13 protein-coding genes are annotated in these 17,117 nt (G+C 76.5%); 7 read left to right on the top strand and 6 right to left on the bottom strand.

The features are described 5' to 3' along the window. The first annotated feature begins 319 nt into the window (after positions 1-319). From IEY94_RS11675 to IEY94_RS11665, 3 genes are all read left to right on the top strand, one after another. Positions 320-1,402 (top strand): helix-turn-helix transcriptional regulator, encoded by a 1,083-nt coding sequence (locus tag IEY94_RS11675; RefSeq protein WP_189170125.1) that lies wholly within the window; start codon positions 320-322, stop codon positions 1,400-1,402. 152 nt (positions 1,403-1,554) lie between these two features. After that, positions 1,555-2,049, top strand: coding sequence for a hypothetical protein (locus IEY94_RS11670; RefSeq protein WP_189170124.1), 495 nt, complete (start codon positions 1,555-1,557; stop codon positions 2,047-2,049). A gap of 48 nt (positions 2,050-2,097) precedes the next feature. Further along, a complete protein-coding gene (locus tag IEY94_RS11665) occupies positions 2,098-3,537 on the top strand; it encodes a GuaB1 family IMP dehydrogenase-related protein (protein ID WP_189170123.1) in 1,440 nt (479 codons plus the stop codon). Positions 3,538-3,592: 55 nt separating this feature from the next. On the opposite strand, the gene IEY94_RS11660 is transcribed toward IEY94_RS11665, so the two are convergent. Further along, entirely contained in the window at positions 3,593-4,993 is a 1,401-nt protein-coding gene (locus IEY94_RS11660) for an NAD(P)H-quinone dehydrogenase (RefSeq protein WP_189170122.1), read from the bottom strand. 211 nt (positions 4,994-5,204) lie between these two features. On the opposite strand from IEY94_RS11660, the gene IEY94_RS11655 reads away from it, so the two are divergent. Next, complete coding sequence (locus tag IEY94_RS11655) at positions 5,205-5,660, top strand: gamma-glutamylcyclotransferase (RefSeq protein WP_189170121.1); 456 nt, start codon at positions 5,205-5,207, stop codon at positions 5,658-5,660. A 27-nt stretch (positions 5,661-5,687) separates the two neighbouring features. Here the strand turns inward: IEY94_RS11655 and IEY94_RS11650 are convergent, their stop codons facing one another. From IEY94_RS11650 to IEY94_RS11640, 3 genes are all read right to left on the bottom strand, one after another. Further along, positions 5,688-6,629, bottom strand: coding sequence for a GNAT family N-acetyltransferase (locus tag IEY94_RS11650; protein WP_189170120.1), 942 nt, complete (start codon positions 6,627-6,629; stop codon positions 5,688-5,690). A gap of 127 nt (positions 6,630-6,756) precedes the next feature. Beyond that, complete coding sequence (locus IEY94_RS11645) at positions 6,757-7,509, bottom strand: SCO6745 family protein (protein ID WP_189170119.1); 753 nt, start codon at positions 7,507-7,509, stop codon at positions 6,757-6,759. Between the two features lie 83 nt (positions 7,510-7,592). Next, a complete protein-coding gene (locus tag IEY94_RS11640; protein ID WP_189170118.1) occupies positions 7,593-8,591 on the bottom strand; it encodes a hypothetical protein in 999 nt (332 codons plus the stop codon). Positions 8,592-8,664: 73 nt separating this feature from the next. Between IEY94_RS11640 and IEY94_RS11635 the strand changes: the two genes are divergently transcribed. Then, the gene (locus IEY94_RS11635) at positions 8,665-9,711 is read left to right on the top strand and encodes a DUF4349 domain-containing protein (RefSeq protein WP_229783645.1); all 1,047 of its coding nucleotides are present in this window, start codon (positions 8,665-8,667) and stop codon (positions 9,709-9,711) included. Positions 9,712-9,778: 67 nt separating this feature from the next. Here IEY94_RS11635 and IEY94_RS11630 read toward each other — a convergent pair whose 3' ends face one another. Both IEY94_RS11630 and IEY94_RS11625 read right to left on the bottom strand, forming a co-directional pair. Next, positions 9,779-11,008 carry an amidohydrolase gene (locus IEY94_RS11630; protein ID WP_189170117.1) on the bottom strand — a complete coding sequence of 410 codons (1,230 nt, stop codon included), beginning with the start codon at positions 11,006-11,008 and terminating at the stop codon, positions 9,779-9,781. A 576-nt stretch (positions 11,009-11,584) separates the two neighbouring features. Then, positions 11,585-13,168, bottom strand: coding sequence for an acyl-CoA mutase large subunit family protein (locus IEY94_RS11625; protein WP_189170116.1), 1,584 nt, complete (start codon positions 13,166-13,168; stop codon positions 11,585-11,587). 355 nt (positions 13,169-13,523) lie between these two features. On the opposite strand from IEY94_RS11625, the gene IEY94_RS11620 reads away from it, so the two are divergent. Both IEY94_RS11620 and IEY94_RS11615 read left to right on the top strand, forming a co-directional pair. Beyond that, positions 13,524-15,344, top strand: coding sequence for a serine/threonine-protein kinase (locus tag IEY94_RS11620; protein ID WP_189170115.1), 1,821 nt, complete (start codon positions 13,524-13,526; stop codon positions 15,342-15,344). Between the two features lie 52 nt (positions 15,345-15,396). Continuing rightward, positions 15,397-17,085, top strand: a complete 1,689-nt coding sequence (locus tag IEY94_RS11615) for a phospho-sugar mutase (protein ID WP_189170114.1) — start codon at positions 15,397-15,399, stop codon at positions 17,083-17,085. Positions 17,086-17,117: the final 32 nt, after the last annotated feature.

Here is a 17,117-nt window from a genome sequence, read left to right as displayed (position 1 = left end):
GAGAATGCGCAATCGCGCCCGCCCACCGCGCGGAACCGTTCTCCCGCCGCCGCCCACCGGCGAACCTATGGGTACGCCGCCGCACGGGCCGGCCCGCCAGCCACGGGGGTTGACGGACGGCCCGCGCAGCGGCCCCACAGGGGTCACGGAGGGACGAGAGATGCGCGCACGGATCGAGGGCAACGGCACCGCGTTCACCGGCTGGGGCGGACCCGGCTACACCGGCCACTGTGGCCGCCGGGGCTGGGGCGGGCCCGGCTGAGCGCGGCTTGCCCGGGCCATGGGCGGCGGGGCGGACATCTCGTAGGCTACGGGTGACATGGCGACGACGGTGGATGACTCCGGGAGGGGCGCGGTTGCCGACCGCGTCGTACCGGTCCTGACCCGGTACGGTGCCACCCCCGACGCCGACCTCGTGTACCGGACGCTCGCCACCACCGGCGCGCAGTCCGAGACCGGCCTGCGGCTGCGGCTGGGCCTCACCGCCGGCCGCGTCGAGCGGGCCCGCGACGAACTCGCCGCCCTGCACGCCATCCGCGGCCTCACCACCCCCGGCGGCCGCTCCCGCACCTGGCGGGCCGCCGACCCCGACGACTTCCTGCCGGCGCTGCGCGACCGGCACCTGAGCACCGGGTACCAGCGGGCCAAGGCCCGCCAGGACGACGCCTCCCGGACCGGCCACGGCGCCGTCCTGCTCGCCGCCGGCCTCCCCGCCGACCTGCCGGTGGGCCGCCTCGGCGTCCGCACCCACCACGGCCGCGACGCCGCCCGCACCCGGCTGGCGGACCTGTCCGTGACGGTCGACCACGAGTACCTGTCCATGAACCCGGAGCCGGTGTTCACCGACGACGCCATCGCCGCCGCCGCACCGCACGACCTGGCGATGCTCGACCGCGGCGTCCGCCTCACCACGCTCGGCCACCCCGGCAACAGCAGCGAGCGCGTCGACGCCCACTCGGCCGCGCTGGACTCGGCCGGCTCGGATTCCCGGCTCGCCCTCGACCTGCCGACCAAGCTGATGATCGCGGACCGCCGGGTGGCGATCCTCCCGCTCGACCCCAGCGACCTCTCGGTCGGCGCGGTGGAGGTGCAGCAGCCGGCGGTGGTCGAGGCGCTGGTGGCGATGTACCTGCGGGCGTTCGACAAGGCGGAGGAGTACGGCCGGACGCAGCGCGGGCCGGCGCCGCTGACCGAGCGGGAGAAGGCGATCGTGATCCTGCTGATGCAGGGGCAGACGGACCAGGGGATCGCCCGGACGCTGGGGATCAGCGCGCGGACGGTGCAGTACACGCTCCGGGCGCTGATGGACCGGATGCAGGTGAACACGAGGTTCGCGCTGGGGTTCGCCATCGGCGGCTCGGGCCTGCTCAGCCCGACCGACCGCGCCCACACCGCTTCCTAGCAAAGCAAACACGATCACCCGCTGGCCGAACAGTGCCGACTCACCGGAGGACGAGCGTGCCAAAACGCACTGAACACTCGATGACCTGCGACTCCGGTACGGAGGATCGGCCATGGCGAGGTCCCAGCCGACTCGCGCGGATACTCGGAGCCTTGCTCGTGCTGGTCGCGTCCGTGGGCGCGGCGCCGGATCCCGCGATGGCGGACGCCACGGGTTGCCGGCCAGGTGAGCGAAACTCCGGGCGAATCCTCGATGTGAAGGTCGAAAAGGATCCGGTCGAGCGACGCCATGTCATGCGCCTCATCGGCTGGGTGCGCCACTGCGCTCCGCGCGGCAATTACCCGACGGACGCGTTCGGGGTCATTCAGCGCCTGGATCCGTCGTACGAGATCACCCAGTTGGAGGGGCCACTCTACGAAGCGGCCCCCATGGTGCGCGACTACGCCGGTGTCCGCATCCCGCCGTACGACGGCATGTCGCTGGTCTGCCTCATCAGCGAGGACACAGCCGTTGACTGTTGGCGTGTCCGCGCGAACCCCGAGGACCCGTACGAGGGTCCGCCCACCGTCCTCGGACGAACGCCGCCGCCCTCGTTTCTGCCCGGTCGGGTCGAGCCCCCATTCGGGCGCTGCGGTACCTGTTGGTGAGCGGGCGGATCGGGCGCGGGATTCGGCGGAGTGGGGGCAGGATGGGGTGTGCGGTTTCTCGACGGCAGCGTGCCGACCCATGAGCTGACCTACGGCGACGTCTTCCTGGCCCCCGGCCGGTCCGCCATCGCCTCCCGCCTCGACGTCGACCTGGCCAGCGACGACGGCAGCGGTACCACCGTGCCGATCGTCGTCAGCAACATGACGTCGGTGGCCGGGCGGCGGATGGCCGAGACCGTCGCCCGGCGCGGCGGGCTGGCCGTGCTGCCGCAGGACATCCCGCTCGACGTCGTCGCCGGGGTGATCGACTGGGTGAAGGGACGGGACGCCGTCCACGAGACGCCGATCACGCTCGCCCCGGACACCACCGTCGGCGAGGCGATCAACCTGCTGCCCAAGCGGGCGCACCGGGCCGCGGTCGTCGTGGACGCCGGGCAGCGGCCCGTCGGGGTGGTCACCGACGCCGACTGCGCGGGCGTGGACCGGTTCGCCAGCGTGGGCCGGGTCGCCTCGGCGCCGCTGGTGACGATCCCGGCGGGGACGCCGCCGGCGCGGGCGTACGACCTACTGGCGGCCGGGCGGCACCGGCTCGCGCCGGTGGTGGACCGCGACGGGGTGCTCGTCGGGCTGCTCACCCGGGACGGGGCGCTGCGGGCGACGCTGTACGCGCCGGCGCTCGACGCGGGCGGGCGGCTGCGGATCGGGGCGGCGCTGGGGATCAACGGGGACATCGCCGCGCGGGCCGCCGCGCTGCTCGCCGGCGGCGCGGACGTGCTGGTCGTGGACACCGCGCACGGGCACCAGGAGCGGATGGTCGAGGCGCTGCGGGCCGTGCGCGGGCTGGACCCGGCCGTACCGGTGGTGGCCGGGAACGTGGTCACCGGCGCGGGCGTCGCCGACCTGCTCGACGCCGGGGCCGACATCGTGAAGGTGGGCGTCGGGCCGGGGGCGATGTGCACGACCCGGATGATGACCGGGGTGGGGCGGCCACAGTTCTCGGCGGTCCGCGAGTGCGCGGCGGCCGCCCGGGCCCGCGGCGGGCGGATCTGGGCCGACGGCGGGGTGCGGCACCCGCGGGACGTGGCGCTGGCGCTGGCGGCGGGCGCGTCCAACGTGATGGTCGGGTCGTGGTTCGCGGGGACGTACGAGTCGCCGGGCGACCTGTACACCGATCCGGACGGGCGGCGGTACAAGGAGAGCTTCGGGATGGCCTCGGCCCGCGCGGTGACCGCCCGGACGGCCGAGGACTCGGCGTACGAGCAGGCGCGGAAGGCGTACTTCGACGAGGGCATCTCGGCGGCGCGGATGTACCTGGACCCGCGGCGGCCCGGGGTCGAGGACCTGCTCGACGCGATCGTGGCGGGGCTGCGCAGCGCGTGCACGTACGCGGGGGCGGCGTCGCTGGCGGAGTTCCGGGAGCGGGCCGTCGTCGGGGTCCAGTCCGCCGCCGGCTACGCCGAGGGCGAGCCCCTGCCCTCCGGCTGGTGACCCGCCCCGCCGGCCGGGGCCGCAGCCGGCGCACCGGCCGGGCGACGCTCGCCCGCTACTCCGTCACGTGCTGCATCAACTGGCGGGCCGCCTCGGTGATCGAGCCGGACACCGACGGGTAGATCGTGATCGTGTGGGCGAGCTGGTCGACGGTCATGCCGTTCTCCACCGCCATCGTGATCGGCAGGATCAGCTCCGACGCCTTCGGCGCCACCACCACGCCGCCGATGATCTGGCCGGTGGCCGGGCGGCAGAACAGCTTCACGAAGCCGTCGGTGATGTCGGCCATCTTCGCCCGCGCGTTGCCGTCCAGCGGCAGCATCACCGCCCGAGCCGGTACCACGCCCGCGTTGACCTCGTTCTGCGAGACGCCGACGGTGGCCAGCTCGGGGTCGGTGAAGACGTTCGCGGCGACGGTCCGCAGCCGCAGCGGCGAGACGGCCTCGCCGAGCGCGTGCCACATCGCGATCCGGCCCTGCATGGCGGCGACGCTGGCCAGCGGCAGCACGCCGGTGCAGTCGCCGGCGGCGTAGATGCCGGGGACGTTGGTCCGGGACACCCGGTCGACCGCGACGTGGCCGCTGTCCAGCAGCTTCACGCCGTACTCGGGCAGGCCCAGCTCGGCGGTGTTCGGCACCGAGCCGACCGCGATCAGGGCGTGCGAGCCGGCGACGGCCGCGCCGTCGGCGAGCGTGACGGCCACGCCGTCGCCGGTGCGGGCCACCGCGGCGGCCCGGGAGTTGTTCAGGATGGTCATGCCGCGGTCGCGGAACACCCGCTCGATCGCCATCGCGGCGTCGGCGTCCTCGTGCGGCATGACCCGGTCCCGGCTGGACACGAGCGTGACGGCCACGCCCATCGCCAGGTAGGCGCTGGCGAACTCGGCGCCGGTCACGCCGGAGCCGACGACGATCAGGTGCTCGGGCAGGTCCGGCAGTTCGTAGAGCTGGCGCCAGTCGAGGATGCGCTCGCCGTCCGGCGCGGCCGTCGGCAGCACCCGCGGGGTGGCGCCGGTGGCGATGAGGACGGTCGAGGCGTCGAGGGTGTACGGCTCGCCGTCGTGCGGGTTGACCCGGACCCGGTGGTTGTGGCCGAGGGTGTCCTCGCCGAGCCGGGCGACGCCGGCGACGACCTCGACGCCCGCCTTGACCAGCTTGGTGTGGATGTCGGCGGACTGGTGCAGGGCGAGGCTGTGCACCCGGGCGTGCACGATGTCGGCGTCCACCCGGACGGCCGCGGTGCCGCCGGCGTACACGCCGCGGGACTCGGTGTTGCGGTACCCGGTGACGACGTCCGAGCTGGCGATGAACGTCTTGGACGGCACGCAGTCGGACAGCACGCAGGCCCCGCCGGCGCCGCTGGCCTCGACGACGGTGACCGCCGCCCCGAGCTGGGCGGCCACCAGCGCCGCCTCGTACCCGGCCGGCCCACCGCCGATGATCACGATCTGCGTCACGCCCGCTCCTCCCGCGCGGCGCCGGCCGTCGGCGCGCGCCCTCGCGCATTGTGCCCCCGCCGGACCACTGTCCGCCCGCCGGACGCCGCCCGCCGACCGGCGCCGGACGGGCGATCCCGGGTACGGATTCCCCCGGCCCGGCGGGTCGACACGCGCGGAGCCATTGTCCCTTACTTCTCCCGGGCCCCGCCGGCGAGCTATCGTCACTGCCGTGCGCCTGTACGCCGCCTACGGCTCAAACCTGGACCCCGCGCGCATGCGCGCGTACTGTCCGCACTCGCCCATGGTCGGGGTGGGGTGGCTGGACAACTGGCGGCTCACCTTCGCCGGCGACGGCGAGATGGGCTGGGAGGGCGCGGTCACCACGGTGGCCGAGTCGCCCGACGACCGGGTCTTCGTGGCCCTGTACGACGTCCATCCCTGGGACGCCGCCCAACTCGACGAGGTCGAGGGCGTGGCGGCCGGCGCGTACCGGAAGCTGACGGTGCGGGTCGCGACGCTCGACGGCGACCAGTCGGCGTGGGTGTACGTCTTCAACGGGTACGAGGGCGGCATGCCGACCGCCTGGTACCTGTCCGAGATCGCCAACGCCGCCGAGAAGGCGGGCGCGCCGGACGACTACGTCGCCGCCCTGCGTACCCGCCCGACCAGCACGCCCCACCCCTGACCGCCGGCGCCCGGCGGGCGGTCGGCGCTACGGCAGCCGGCGCTCCAGCGCCACCGCCTCGAACGAGGGGCGCATGCCGACCGCCTCGTACAGCCGGTACGCCGCCGTCGGGTTGGTGAGGTCCACGCCCAGGCCGGCGTGGGTCCGGCCCTTGGCGGCGTGGCCGGCGAACGACGCCGCGAGCAGCGCCTTGGCCGCGCCCCGGCCGCGGTACTCGGCGAGCACGGCCAGGTTGCGGATCCAGCCCTCGTCGCCCTCGGTCGGCGGGGCGCCCTGGAGCACGCCGGCGACGGCGCCGTCGACCTCGGCGACCAGCCACTCGTCCCAGTCGATCCGGGGCAGGGCGGCCATCCGGCGGCGCCAGTCGGCGTACTCCTCCGGCTCGTAGTCGCCGGTGTCCCGGAACGCGCTGTCCAGGACCCGGTGGAAGGCCCGCAGGTCGTCCTCGTCGTCGGCGCGCAGCGGGCGGACCGCCACGCCCGGCGCCCGGACCGCCGGGGCGGGGGTGACCGCGCCGCGCATCCGGGCGTACCGCTTGACCTCGGCGAAGCCGGCGCCGGCGAGCAGCTCGCGGTACGCCTCCTCGCCGGGGTACAGCCAGGCCCGCAGCACCCCGCCGCGCCCCGCGGCGGCGGCCCGGTCGGCGCCGCGCGCGACGACCAGGTCCAGCAGCGCCGCCCGGGCGGGCCCGCCGCGGGCGGGATCGACGAACACCTCGACCTGCTCCCGCTGCCCGCCCTGCCGGCTCTCCAGGAAGCCCCAGCCGACGATCGCCCCGGCCCCGTCCCGGACGAGCCAGTGGTCGGCCGCGGGCGCGGTGTGCGGGGAGCCGAGCATCTCCCGGACGTCGTCCTCGGTCGAGTCGGGGTGGCCCAGGGCGGCGACGTCGCAGGCGCGGACCAGCTCGGTCAGCGCGGCGGTGTCGGCGTCCCCGGGCCGGTCGAGGGTCCAGCCGGCGGGTAGCTCCATGCCCGCCATTGAACCCCCGCCCCGACCCGCTGTCCCCCGATTTTCCGGTCCCGGAGGGCGGGCGGTGGCAGGCGGGGTGGGCGCCGGCGGGGGTGGGTGGTGGCGAGCCGGTGGTGCGGCGGGGCGGTCAGGGCGTCGCGGGGGTGTCGAAGTGGGCGGCGGCGGCCTCGTCGAGCAGGTCCACCAGCTCCGCCCGCTCCGCCGGGCGCAGCGCCGCGAACGGCTGCCCGGCCAGCCGGTCGGTGACCGCCTCCAGCCACATCCGGCGGCGGATCAGCGGCCCCGGGTCGGGGTACGGGCCGGCCCAGCCGCAGGACGCCGCCGCGGCCTCCCCGTCCGGCCCCGCCACCAGCGCCTCCACCGGCGTCAGCCCGGACGCCCGGACCGCGATCAGGTACGCCCCCCGCCGGTGCTCGCGCAGCAGGTTGAGCTGGACGGCCGCCCGGGCGCCGGGGGTGACGTCCGGGCTGGGGTGGGCGCGCCAGGCGGCGAACAGCGGCATCCCGGTGCCGTCGGCCGACGCCACCAGCTCGCCGGACAGCGCCACCAGCCGGCCCACGCCGGGGAAGCGGTCGAGCTGCTCGCTGCCCCACCGGCAGCACTCGGCGGCGCGCTGCGCGGCGACCTCCAGCGGCGGCAGCAGCCGGCGGGCGTACTCCCAGGCGTCGCCGACCAGCTCGGGGCTGAGCATGCCGAGGGCGGCGGTGATCGTCCCGGCGGCGACGTCGCCGAGGACGCCGCCGCGGCTGGCCACGTGGTACGACCAGCCGCTCAGCCCGCGCTGCCGCGCCCGGCGGACCGTCACCGGGCACTCGGTGAACGCGTCGCCGAGGTAGTGGATGGCCGACCGGCTGATCGCGGCGGCGTGTTCGGGCGTCACGCGCCGATTCTGCCCCGCCCGGGCCCGGATAACCCGTGACGGTGGTCGATATCGCTTTCCGCCGCGGGCGATCCACTGCGGACTCAGTCCAGTTTGCCCAGGCGTGCCTGGATCTCCCGCCGGTCCCGGCGCGTGCGGTCCCGCTCGGTGACGGCCGCGAGCCGCTCGTGCTGGAGGCGCTCGGCCGCCCGGCGCAGCTCGCCCAGCCGGGCGTCGAGGTCGGCGAGCGCGCGGGCGGCGTCGTCCTCGGCCCGGCGGGCGGCGGTCAGCGCGGCGAGCGTCGCGTCGTACTCGGCCGCCCGCGCGGCCTCGTCCCGCGCGGCCTCGTCCCGCGCGGCCTCGTCGTCCCCCGCGGCCGCCGCCGGCGTCACGACGGCGTCGTCGGGAACCGCGACGGCGCCGTCCGCCGCCGCTGTCGGTGCCGGTGCCGGTGCGGCGCCGTCCGCCGCCGCCGCGGGAACCGCGGTGTCCGGCTCCGCGGGCGCGGCGACGGCGCGCGGCCGGGTCGTCCGGTCGGGCGCCGCCGGGGCGCGCTCGCCGCCCGCGGCGGCCCGGTCGGCCGGAGCGGGCGGGTCGGGGACCGCGTGCAGGGCCGGGCGCGGTACGTCGGTGAAGCCCGAGTGGCTCGCCGACCGCTGCAACCGCCCCGTCCGGACCGCCGCCGCGACCTCCCCGTCCAGCAGCGCCGCCTGCAGCGTCGCCTCGACCTCGGCCAGCGCCCCCGCCGCCGGCCGCGCCGCGCCGGCCTCCACCGCCAGCGCCGCCGCCCGCCGGACCAGTCCGCCGACCACCCGCCGCCGCTCCCCCGCCAGGTCGCGCAGCGCGTCGCCGTCGCGGGCCCGCTGCGCGGCGCGCAGCCGGTCGGCGAGCGGGTCGAGGGCGGCGACGGCGTCCGGGTCGCGCAGCGCGAGGTGGTTGACCAGCCAGGCGGCGACCGTCGGGCGGCGCAGCGCGGCCAGCTCGCGGGCCCCGGCCGGGTCGCCGGCCGTCCGGGCGGCGGCGGCCGCGGCGGTGCGGGCGGCGACGAACCGGTCCGGCGGCGTCAGGTACAGCTCGTCGACCGTCATCGAGTTGTTACCCATTCGACCAGTTTGCCGGAACGCCCGGCCACCCGCCCGGCGTCCCATCGGGGTGGTGGGCGATCGGGGAGTGATGATGAACGTACGACGAGTGTCCGGCCTGGCGCTGATCGGCGCGGCGGCCGTCCTGCTGGCCGGCTGTACGGCCGACGAACCGTCCCGCAGCACGGTGGGCCCGGCCCGGGACTTCGCGGGCGAGGCCGCCCCGGCGCCGGACGGCGGCGCGAAGGGCCGGCCCGGCGGCGCGCCGCCGCTGTCGGCGGCGGGCGTGGCCGACCAGCGCAGCGTGGTGCGGACGGCGACGGTGACGGTCCGCGTGGACGGCGCCGGGGTCGGCGCCGCGGCGGACCGGGCGATCGCGGCGGCCCGGGCGGCCGGCGGGTACGCCGGCGGCGACAGCCGCAGCCACGCGGGCGCGGCCTCGCGGGCGACGGTGACCCTGCGCGTGCCGGCGGCCCGGTTCGACGAGCTGCTGGACCGGGTGGCCGGGGTCGGCCGGGAGGAGCACCGGGAGATCGGCACGGAGGACGTCAGCGAGGAGGTGGTCGACGTCGACGCCCGGCTGGCCAGCCAGCGGGCCAGCGTCGACCGGACCCGGGCGCTGCTGGCCCGGGCGCGGTCGGTCGGCGAGCTGGTGTCGATCGAGGGCGAGCTGGCCCGCCGGGAGGCCGAACTGGCGGCGCTCCAGGCCCGGCAGCGGCGGCTGGCCGACCGGACGGCGCTGGCCACGATCACGCTGGAGCTGCGCGGTACGGCGGCGCGGCCGGACGAGCCCGGCGCGCCGGGCTTCCTGGCCGGGCTGGGCGCGGGATGGCGGGCGCTGCTGGCGTCGCTGGGCGTGCTGGCGACGGTCCTCGGGGCGGTCGCGCCGTGGCTGCTGGTGCTGGGCGTGCCGATCTGGCTGCTGGTGGTGCTGCTGCTGCGCCGCCGCGCCCGCCGTACGGCGCTCCCGCCGGCCACCGCCGACCCCCAGCCGGCGACACCGGCGACACCAGCCGCGGCGACGGCCCCGGTGGCGACACCGGCCGCGGCGGCGGTACCGCCCGCGGCACCGGTCCGGTCGGCGGCCGCGGCACCGGAGGGGGCACCCGCGCCCGGCGCGGACGCGCCCCCCGCGGGGTGAGCTGACGATCGGGAGATCCGGTGGCGCGGAACGGGCGGTTCGTCGCCGCCGGATCCCCCGATCGAGTTCAGTGGACGCCCGCCAGCGCGGCGACCGCCGTCCGGACCATGACCCGGACGCCCACGCCGATGGCGCGCTCGTCCACGTCGAAGCCGGGCTGGTGGATGTCGAGCGCGCCCTCGGTACCCGGCGCGGCCGTGCCGAGCCGGATCATCGCGCCGGGGACCTGCTCCAGGTAGAACGAGAAGTCCTCGCCGCCCATGCTGACCTCGGCCTCGACCACCCGCTCGGCGCCGAGGACCGCGCCGGCCGCGCCGGCGATGATCGCGTTCGCCCGGTGGTCGTTGATCACCGGCGGGACGCCGCGGACGTAGTTCACGGTCGCCCGGGCGCCGGTGCCGGCGACGGCCGCCTCGACCAGCTCGGTGATGAGCTGGGGCGCGCCGTGCCAGGCGTCCCGGCTGAGCACCCGCAGCGTGCCGCGGACCGTGCCGACGCCGGGGATGGCGTTGAACGCCTCGCCCGCCCGGACGGTCCCCCAGACCATCGACAGCCCGGCCCGCGGGTCGACCCGGCGGCCGAGCAGCGACGGCACGTCGACGATGACCCGGCCGAGGGCCTGGACGAGGTCGGTGGTGACGTGCGGCCGGGCGGTGTGCCCGCCCTTGCCGTGCAGGATCACCTCGACGGTGTCCGCCGCCGCGGTGAACGGGCCGGACCGGACGCCGACGGTGCCGACGGCGAGCTGCGGGGCGCAGTGCAGGGCGTACACGCCGGTGACGCCCTCGAGGCCGCCGGCGGCGATCACGTCGGGCGCGCCGGACGGGAAGCACTCCTCCGCCGGCTGGAACAGCATCCGCACCCGGCCGGGCAGCGCGCCGGCGGCGTCGAGCAGGGCCAGCACCCGGGCCACCCCGAGCATGACCGTGGTGTGCACGTCGTGGCCGCAGGCGTGGGTGACGTTCGGGACGGTCGACCGGTACGCCACCTCCTTGGCGTCCTGCAACGGCAGCGCGTCGAGGTCGGCGCGCAGCGCGATCATCCGGTCGCCGGCGCCGATGTCGCAGATCACGCCGTTGCCGGCGGGCAGCAGGCGCGGGGTCAGGCCGGCGACGGCCAGCTCGCGGGCGATCAGCGCGGCGGTCTCGAACTCCGACCGCGAGGGCTCCGGGTGGGCGTGCAGGTGCCGGCGTACGGTGATCAGTTCCTCGCTGTGCGTAGCGAGCCAGGTGTCGATCTGCTCCCGGAGCGGGTCCACCGGCGGCCGGCCGGCGCGGGGCTCGCGGCCGAGCAGCATCGCGGCGTCCGGCCGCGGGGCGCGGGCGGCGTCGCCGGGCCCGGGCGGCGCGCCGTCGCCCCTGTGCGACGCGGCGTCGGACGGCCTGGTGCGGGCATTTCCGGCATCGCCGGACGATCTGGTGAGAGCATTTCCGGCATCGCCGGAAGACCTGGTGAGCGCAGTGGTCACGATGGCATCTCGATCTCGGTGAACGGGGGCCGATGGCCGGGGGGCGTCCTCTCCTGCCCCACGCGCCGTCGACGCGGTGGGTTCATCGCGGGCGACCGCCAGCGATGGTCGGGTGCGGTACCGGGCGGCGCTGTCGTTGCGCGCACGCGCGCGGACGGCGGTCGGTGGCGTCGGGAAGCGCGGGTCGGCTCCGGCGGCGTCGCTGATCGCTGCCACAGCACCTCCTCAACGACGCAGCGCCGTACGGCGACACGCGTGTCCCGATCGGTTCCACCGTGCCACGACCGGCGCAAACGTGCCCGCCCACCCGGATGGCTGTCGATAACCGGACACCGGCGCGCAGCGCCACCGCACTCCCGCAACCTACCCAGTTCGGACCGAATCGCACCTGATTTCGGGGCAGGCTCAGAAGTGATCGGCCGGCTGGTACAACCCCCACGTCGCGCGCAGTGCGTGACAGACCTCACCGACGGTGGCGCGCGCCCGCAATGCGTCCTTCATCGGATACAGCACGTTGTCGGTCCCCTCGGCCGCCTTGCGCAGCGCGCCCAGGGCCGACTCGACGGCCGCGCCGTCCCGGTCGGCGCGCAGCGCCGTCAGGCGCCCGACCTGGGCCGCCTCGATGGCCGGGTCGACCCGCAGCGGCTCGTACGGCTCCTCGACGTCGACGGTGAACCGGTTCACCCCGACCACCACCCGGTCGCCGGCGTCGATCTCCTGCGCGATCCGGTACGCCGAGGACTCGATCTCCCGCTTCTGGAACCCGGACTCGATCGCCGACACCGCGGAGCCGAAGTCGGCCACCCGGGTCATCAGCGCCAGCGCCGCCGCCTCGATCGTGTCGGTCATCGACTCGATCACGTACGAGCCGGCGAACGGGTCGACGGTCGCGGTGAGGTCCGTCTCGTACGCGAGCACCTGCTGGGTGCGCAGGGCGAGCCGGGCGGCCTTCTCGGTGGGCAGGGCGATGGCCTCGTCGAACGAGTTGGTGTGCAGTGACTGGGTGCCGCCGAGCACCGCGCCGAGCCCCTGGACGGCCACGCGGACCAGGTTCACCTCCGGCTGCTGCGCGGTGAGCTGCACGCCGGCGGTCTGGGTGTGGAAGCGCAGCATCCACGACTTCGGGTTGCGGGCGCCGAACTCCTCCCGCATCAGCCTGGCCCAGATCCGCCGGGCGGCGCGGAACTTGGCCACCTCCTCCAGCAGCGTGGTCCGGGCGACGAAGAAGAAGGACAGCCGGGGCGCGAAGTCGTCCACGCCGAGGCCGGCGGCGATGGCGGCGCGGACGTACTCGGCGCCGTTGGCGAGGGTGAACGCCACCTCCTGCACGGGCGAGGCGCCGGCCTCGGCCATGTGGTACCCGGAGATCGAGATGGTGTTCCACCGCGGGATCTCCGCCCGGCAGTAGGCGAAGGTGTCCGCGACCAGCCGCAGCGACGGCTTCGGCGGGAAGATGTACGTGCCGCGGGCGATGTACTCCTTGAGGATGTCGTTCTGGATCGTCCCGGAGAGTTGGTCACCGGCCACACCGGACTCCTCGGCGACGAGCTGGTAGAGCAGCAGCAGGACGGCCGCGGGCGCGTTGATGGTCATCGAGGTGGACACCCGGTCCAGCGGGATGCCGGCGAACAGCACCCGCATGTCCTCGACGGAGTCGATGGCGACGCCGACCTTGCCGACCTCACCGTGCGCGATCGACTCGTCGCTGTCGTACCCCATCTGGGTCGGCAGGTCGAACGCGACGGACAGGCCCATCGTGCCGGCGGCGAGCAGTTGCCGGTACCGCGCGTTGGACTCGGCGGCGGTGCCGAAGCCGGCGTACTGGCGCATCGTCCACGGGCGGGACGTGTACATGGTGGGGTACACACCGCGCGTGTACGGGTACTCACCCGGCGCACCGAGGTCCGGCTCGGCCGGGGCGTCGTCCGCGGAGTAGACCGGCAGAATGGGAAAACCGGACTCACTGCCGCGCTGCGGGCCACTGCTCATGGGCTGATCGTAGGCCCGGCGGCCGCCGCCCCGCCGCGGACATCGACCGCGGCCGTCACCCGGCGCGCGGGCCGCCGGTTGTACCCTGTGCGTGTGTCCGCTGTCACCACTGGGGGCACTCTCATCGTGTCGCGTGCTGATCGGGTGTCGCCCGCTCGTCACCCTTGCCACCACCGTGTACCACTCGCCCCGCTTTGCGGGCTCGCCCGCGGACCGTCGGTGGTGACACAATTCAGCGACACGGGCGCGGGCCCGTTGGCGCCGGGTCCCGGGCGCGGTGAGAATGTGGACCGGGCGCGCGTGCACCCCCTGCGGTCGACCCCTCAGTCCCACTCGTGAACCGGCGGCGTTCTCCTTGACTCAGATCCCGACCTGGAACGGGCGCACCGCGCCCGGGACGACGATTGGCGGCCGGTACACCGTGCGTGCGGTGATCGGCCATGGCGGCATGGGCACGGTCTGGCAGGCGACCGACACCCTGCTGCACCGCGACGTCGCGGTGAAGGAAGTGGTGCCGCCGGCCAGCATGGCCGCCAGCGACCGCGAGGCCATGTACGCCCGCACGCTGCGCGAGGCGCGGGCCGCGGCCTGCCTGTCCCACCCGTCGGTAGTCCAGGTGTACGACGTCGTCACCGAGCACGACCGGCCCTGGATCATCATGGAGCTGCTGGACGCGCGCAGCCTCGCCGACATCATCGTCGGGGACGGGCCGCTCGCCCCGCGCGCCGTCGCCAAGACCGGCATCGCGCTGCTCGGCGCGCTGGAGGTCGCGCACGCCGCCGGCATCCTGCACCGCGACGTCAAGCCGGCCAACGTGCTCATCGCCGCCGACGGCCGGTGCGTGCTGACCGACTTCGGTGTCGCGCACATGCCGACCGGGGCGCAGCTCACCACGCCCGGCATGGTCCTCGGCTCGCCGCACTTCATCTCACCGGAGCGGGCGATCGGGCAGTCGTTCGGACCGCCCAGCGACCTGTTCTCGCTCGGCGTGACGCTCTACACGGCGGTGGAGGGGCGGCCGCCGTTCGACCGCGGCGACCCGATCGAGACCATGCACGCCGTCGTCGAGGAGCCGCCGGCGCCGCTGCTGCGCGCCGGCCCGCTCGGCGGCGTGCTGATGGGGCTGCTGGAGAAGGACCCGAGCCGCCGGACCACCGTCGACGAGGCCCGCAGCACCCTGCGCGAACTGCTCGCCGGGGCGCTGGCCAGCACCGCGCCGGCGTTCGCCCAGACCGACCCGTACGCCGTCGTGCCCGCCCAGCGGATGACCAGCATCCGCCGCGGCCGCCCGGCGCCCGAGGCGCCGGCGAAGCCCGGCGGCGGGATCGGCGGCCGGGCGATGCTCGGCCCCGGCGAGTCGCTGGCCGAGCGGGTCCGCAGCGGCCGGACCGCGCCGGCCCGGCCGACCGCCGCCCCGGTGGTGGACGTCCCGACCGGCGCGCACCCCGCGCCGACGCCCGAGCCGATCACCCGGACGACCGGGCAGCTCACCCGCATCCCGCGCACCCGCCCGGCCGGCGCCGGGCCGGGCCGGGCCGCCGCGGACGCCGGGCTCGGCGCCCGGGTCCGGCCGTTCGCCGGCCGGGCCGTGCGCGCCGTGCGCCGGTCCTCCCGGCAGACCCGGCTGGCCGCCGCCGCGGGCGTCGCCGGCCTGCTGCTCATCGCGGGCGCGGTGGCCGTCTTCGACGGCGACGACGGGGCGCCGAGCGTGCGGATGAACCGGCCCGCGCCGGTCGCCGCCCAGTTCGCCACCCAGCGGTACGACGAGCGGGGCGTGAACGTCAACGTCCCCCGCGGCTGGCGGCGCAGCAGCGCCGGCAACTGGGTCGACTTCGCCGACCCGCGGGACGACCAGCGCAAGATCCGCATCCTGGTCGAGCGGGCCGACGCCGACCCGCTGCGCTTCATGGAGATCGCCGAGTCCGGCCTGCGCCGCACGGCCACCTGCGCCGACCCGTACGCCCGGCTCGGCCTGCGCAGCGCCGGCCAGGGCAAGCGGCGGACCGCCGAGCTGGAGTACACCTGCGGCAGCGGCGACCGGATGCGGCACGGCCTATGGCGGGCGGTGACCGTGAACGGGCAGGCGTACTCGTTCTACCTCACCGTCCCCGAGGAGCGGTTCGACGAGAGCAAGAAGATCTTCGAGGAGATGGCGCGGACGTTCCGCGTCGCCTGACACGCTGGGCGGGGGTCGGACCGGGCGGGGTCGGACCGGCACGGAGGTGGGCATGGGGACGGACCCGCGGGCCGACGTCGCGGAGTGGATCGCCGCCGACCCCGACCCGGCCGACCGGGCCGCGCTGACCGCGCTGCTCGACGCCTGGCCGGCGAGCGCCGCCGAGCTGGCCGACCGGTTCGCCGGCCCGCTGGAGTTCGGCACCGCCGGCCTGCGCGGGATCCGCCGGGCCGGCCCCAACGGGATGAACCTCGCCGTCGTCACCGCCGCCGCCGCGGGCCTGGTGCGCTGGCTCGACGAGGTCGGCGCGGCCGGCCCGCTGGTGATCGGGTACGACGCCCGGCACGGCTCGGCCGACTTCGCCGCCCGCACCGCCGCGGTCGCCACCGGCGCCGGCCGGGCCGCGCTGCTGCTGCCGGGGCCGCTGCCGACGCCGGTGCTGGCGTACGCGGTCCGGGCGCACGGCGCGGCGGCCGGCGTGATGGTGACGGCCAGCCACAACCCGGCGGCCGACAACGGGTACAAGGTGTACCTCGGCACGGTCGGCGGGCCGCTCGGCGCGGGCGCGCAGATCGCCCCGCCGGTCGACGCGGCCATCGCCGGGCACATCGCGGCGGCCGGCCCGGCCGCGGCGGTACCGCTCGGGCCGCCGGGCGCGGTGGTCGACCCGGTCGCCGGGTACCTGGCCGGGGCCGCGGCGGTGGTCGCGCCGGGCGGGCCGCGGGAGCTGACCGTGGCGTACACGCCGCTGCACGGCGTCGGCGGCGCGGTGCTGCCGGCGGCGCTGGCCGCGGCCGGCTTCGCCCCGCCGCGGGTGGTCGCCGAGCAGGCCGCGCCGGACCCCGACTTCCCGACCGTCGCCTTCCCGAACCCCGAGGAGCCGGGCGCGATGGACCGGGTGCTGGCGCTCGCCGCCGCGGCCGGCGCCGACCTGGCCCTGGCCAATGACCCGGACGCCGACCGGTGCGCGGTGGCGATCCCCGACCCCGACGCCGGCACTCCCGCCGACGGCAGCGGGGGCAGGGGCGCGGGCGGCAGCGGCGCGGGCGGGGGCTGGCGGGTGCTGCGCGGGGACGAGGTCGGGGCGCTGCTCGCCGACCACCTGATCCGGCGCGGGGTGGCCGGCACGTTCGCCACGACGATCGTGTCCGCGACGCTGCTGCGGTCGCTGTGCGCGGCGCACGGGCGGCCGTACGCGGAGACGCTCACCGGATTCAAGTGGATCGTCCGGACGCCGGGCCTGGCGTACGGGTACGAGGAGGCGCTCGGCTACTGCGCCGCCCCCGACCTGGTCCGGGACAAGGACGGCATCACCGCGGCGCTGCTGGTCTGCGAGCTGGCCGCGGACCTGCGCGCCGCCGGCCGGACGCTCGCCGACCGGCTGGCCGAGCTGGCCGTCGCGTACGGCGTGCACGCCACCGACCAGGTGTCGATCCGGGTCCGCGACCTGCGGGTCATCGCGGACGGGATGGCCGCGCTGCGCGCCCGCCCGCCGGCGGCGCTGCTCGGGCGGGCGGTGACGGCGGTGGTCGACGGGCTGCCGGGCGCGGACGTGCTGACCGTGCACGCGGACGGGGTCCGGGTGGTGGTCCGGCCGTCCGGCACCGAGCCGAAGCTGAAGGCGTACCTGGAGGTGGTCGTACCGGTGCCGGGCACCGATCCGGCGCCGGCCCGGGCCGCGGCGGCGGCGCAGCTCGCGGCCCTGCGCACCGAGCTGGCCGCCCTGCTCCCCCAGCCCTGACCGCGGCCGGCTCGCCGGCGGCGGCCGATCCG

The organism is Pilimelia anulata (assembly GCF_014647895.1).
GTDB classification, from domain to species: domain Bacteria; phylum Actinomycetota; class Actinomycetes; order Mycobacteriales; family Micromonosporaceae; genus Pilimelia; species Pilimelia anulata.
The sequence above is the reverse complement of the archived record's forward strand: the minus strand, read 5'-3'. Positions and strand labels throughout refer to the sequence as shown.

Excerpts from the sequence above, each read along its gene's own strand:
- IEY94_RS11615 (WP_189170114.1), top strand. The coding sequence starts at position 15,397 with ATGGGGACGGACCCGCGGGCCGACGTCGCGGAGTGGATCGCCGCCGAC.
- IEY94_RS11640 (WP_189170118.1), bottom strand. The coding sequence starts at position 8,591 with ATGGGTAACAACTCGATGACGGTCGACGAGCTGTACCTGACGCCGCCG.
- IEY94_RS11650 (WP_189170120.1), bottom strand. The coding sequence starts at position 6,629 with ATGGAGCTACCCGCCGGCTGGACCCTCGACCGGCCCGGGGACGCCGAC.
- IEY94_RS11675 (WP_189170125.1), top strand. The coding sequence starts at position 320 with ATGGCGACGACGGTGGATGACTCCGGGAGGGGCGCGGTTGCCGACCGC.
- IEY94_RS11630 (WP_189170117.1), bottom strand. The coding sequence starts at position 11,008 with ATGCTGCTCGGCCGCGAGCCCCGCGCCGGCCGGCCGCCGGTGGACCCG.
- IEY94_RS11635 (WP_229783645.1), top strand. The coding sequence starts at position 8,665 with ATGAACGTACGACGAGTGTCCGGCCTGGCGCTGATCGGCGCGGCGGCC.
- IEY94_RS11625 (WP_189170116.1), bottom strand. The coding sequence starts at position 13,168 with ATGAGCAGTGGCCCGCAGCGCGGCAGTGAGTCCGGTTTTCCCATTCTG.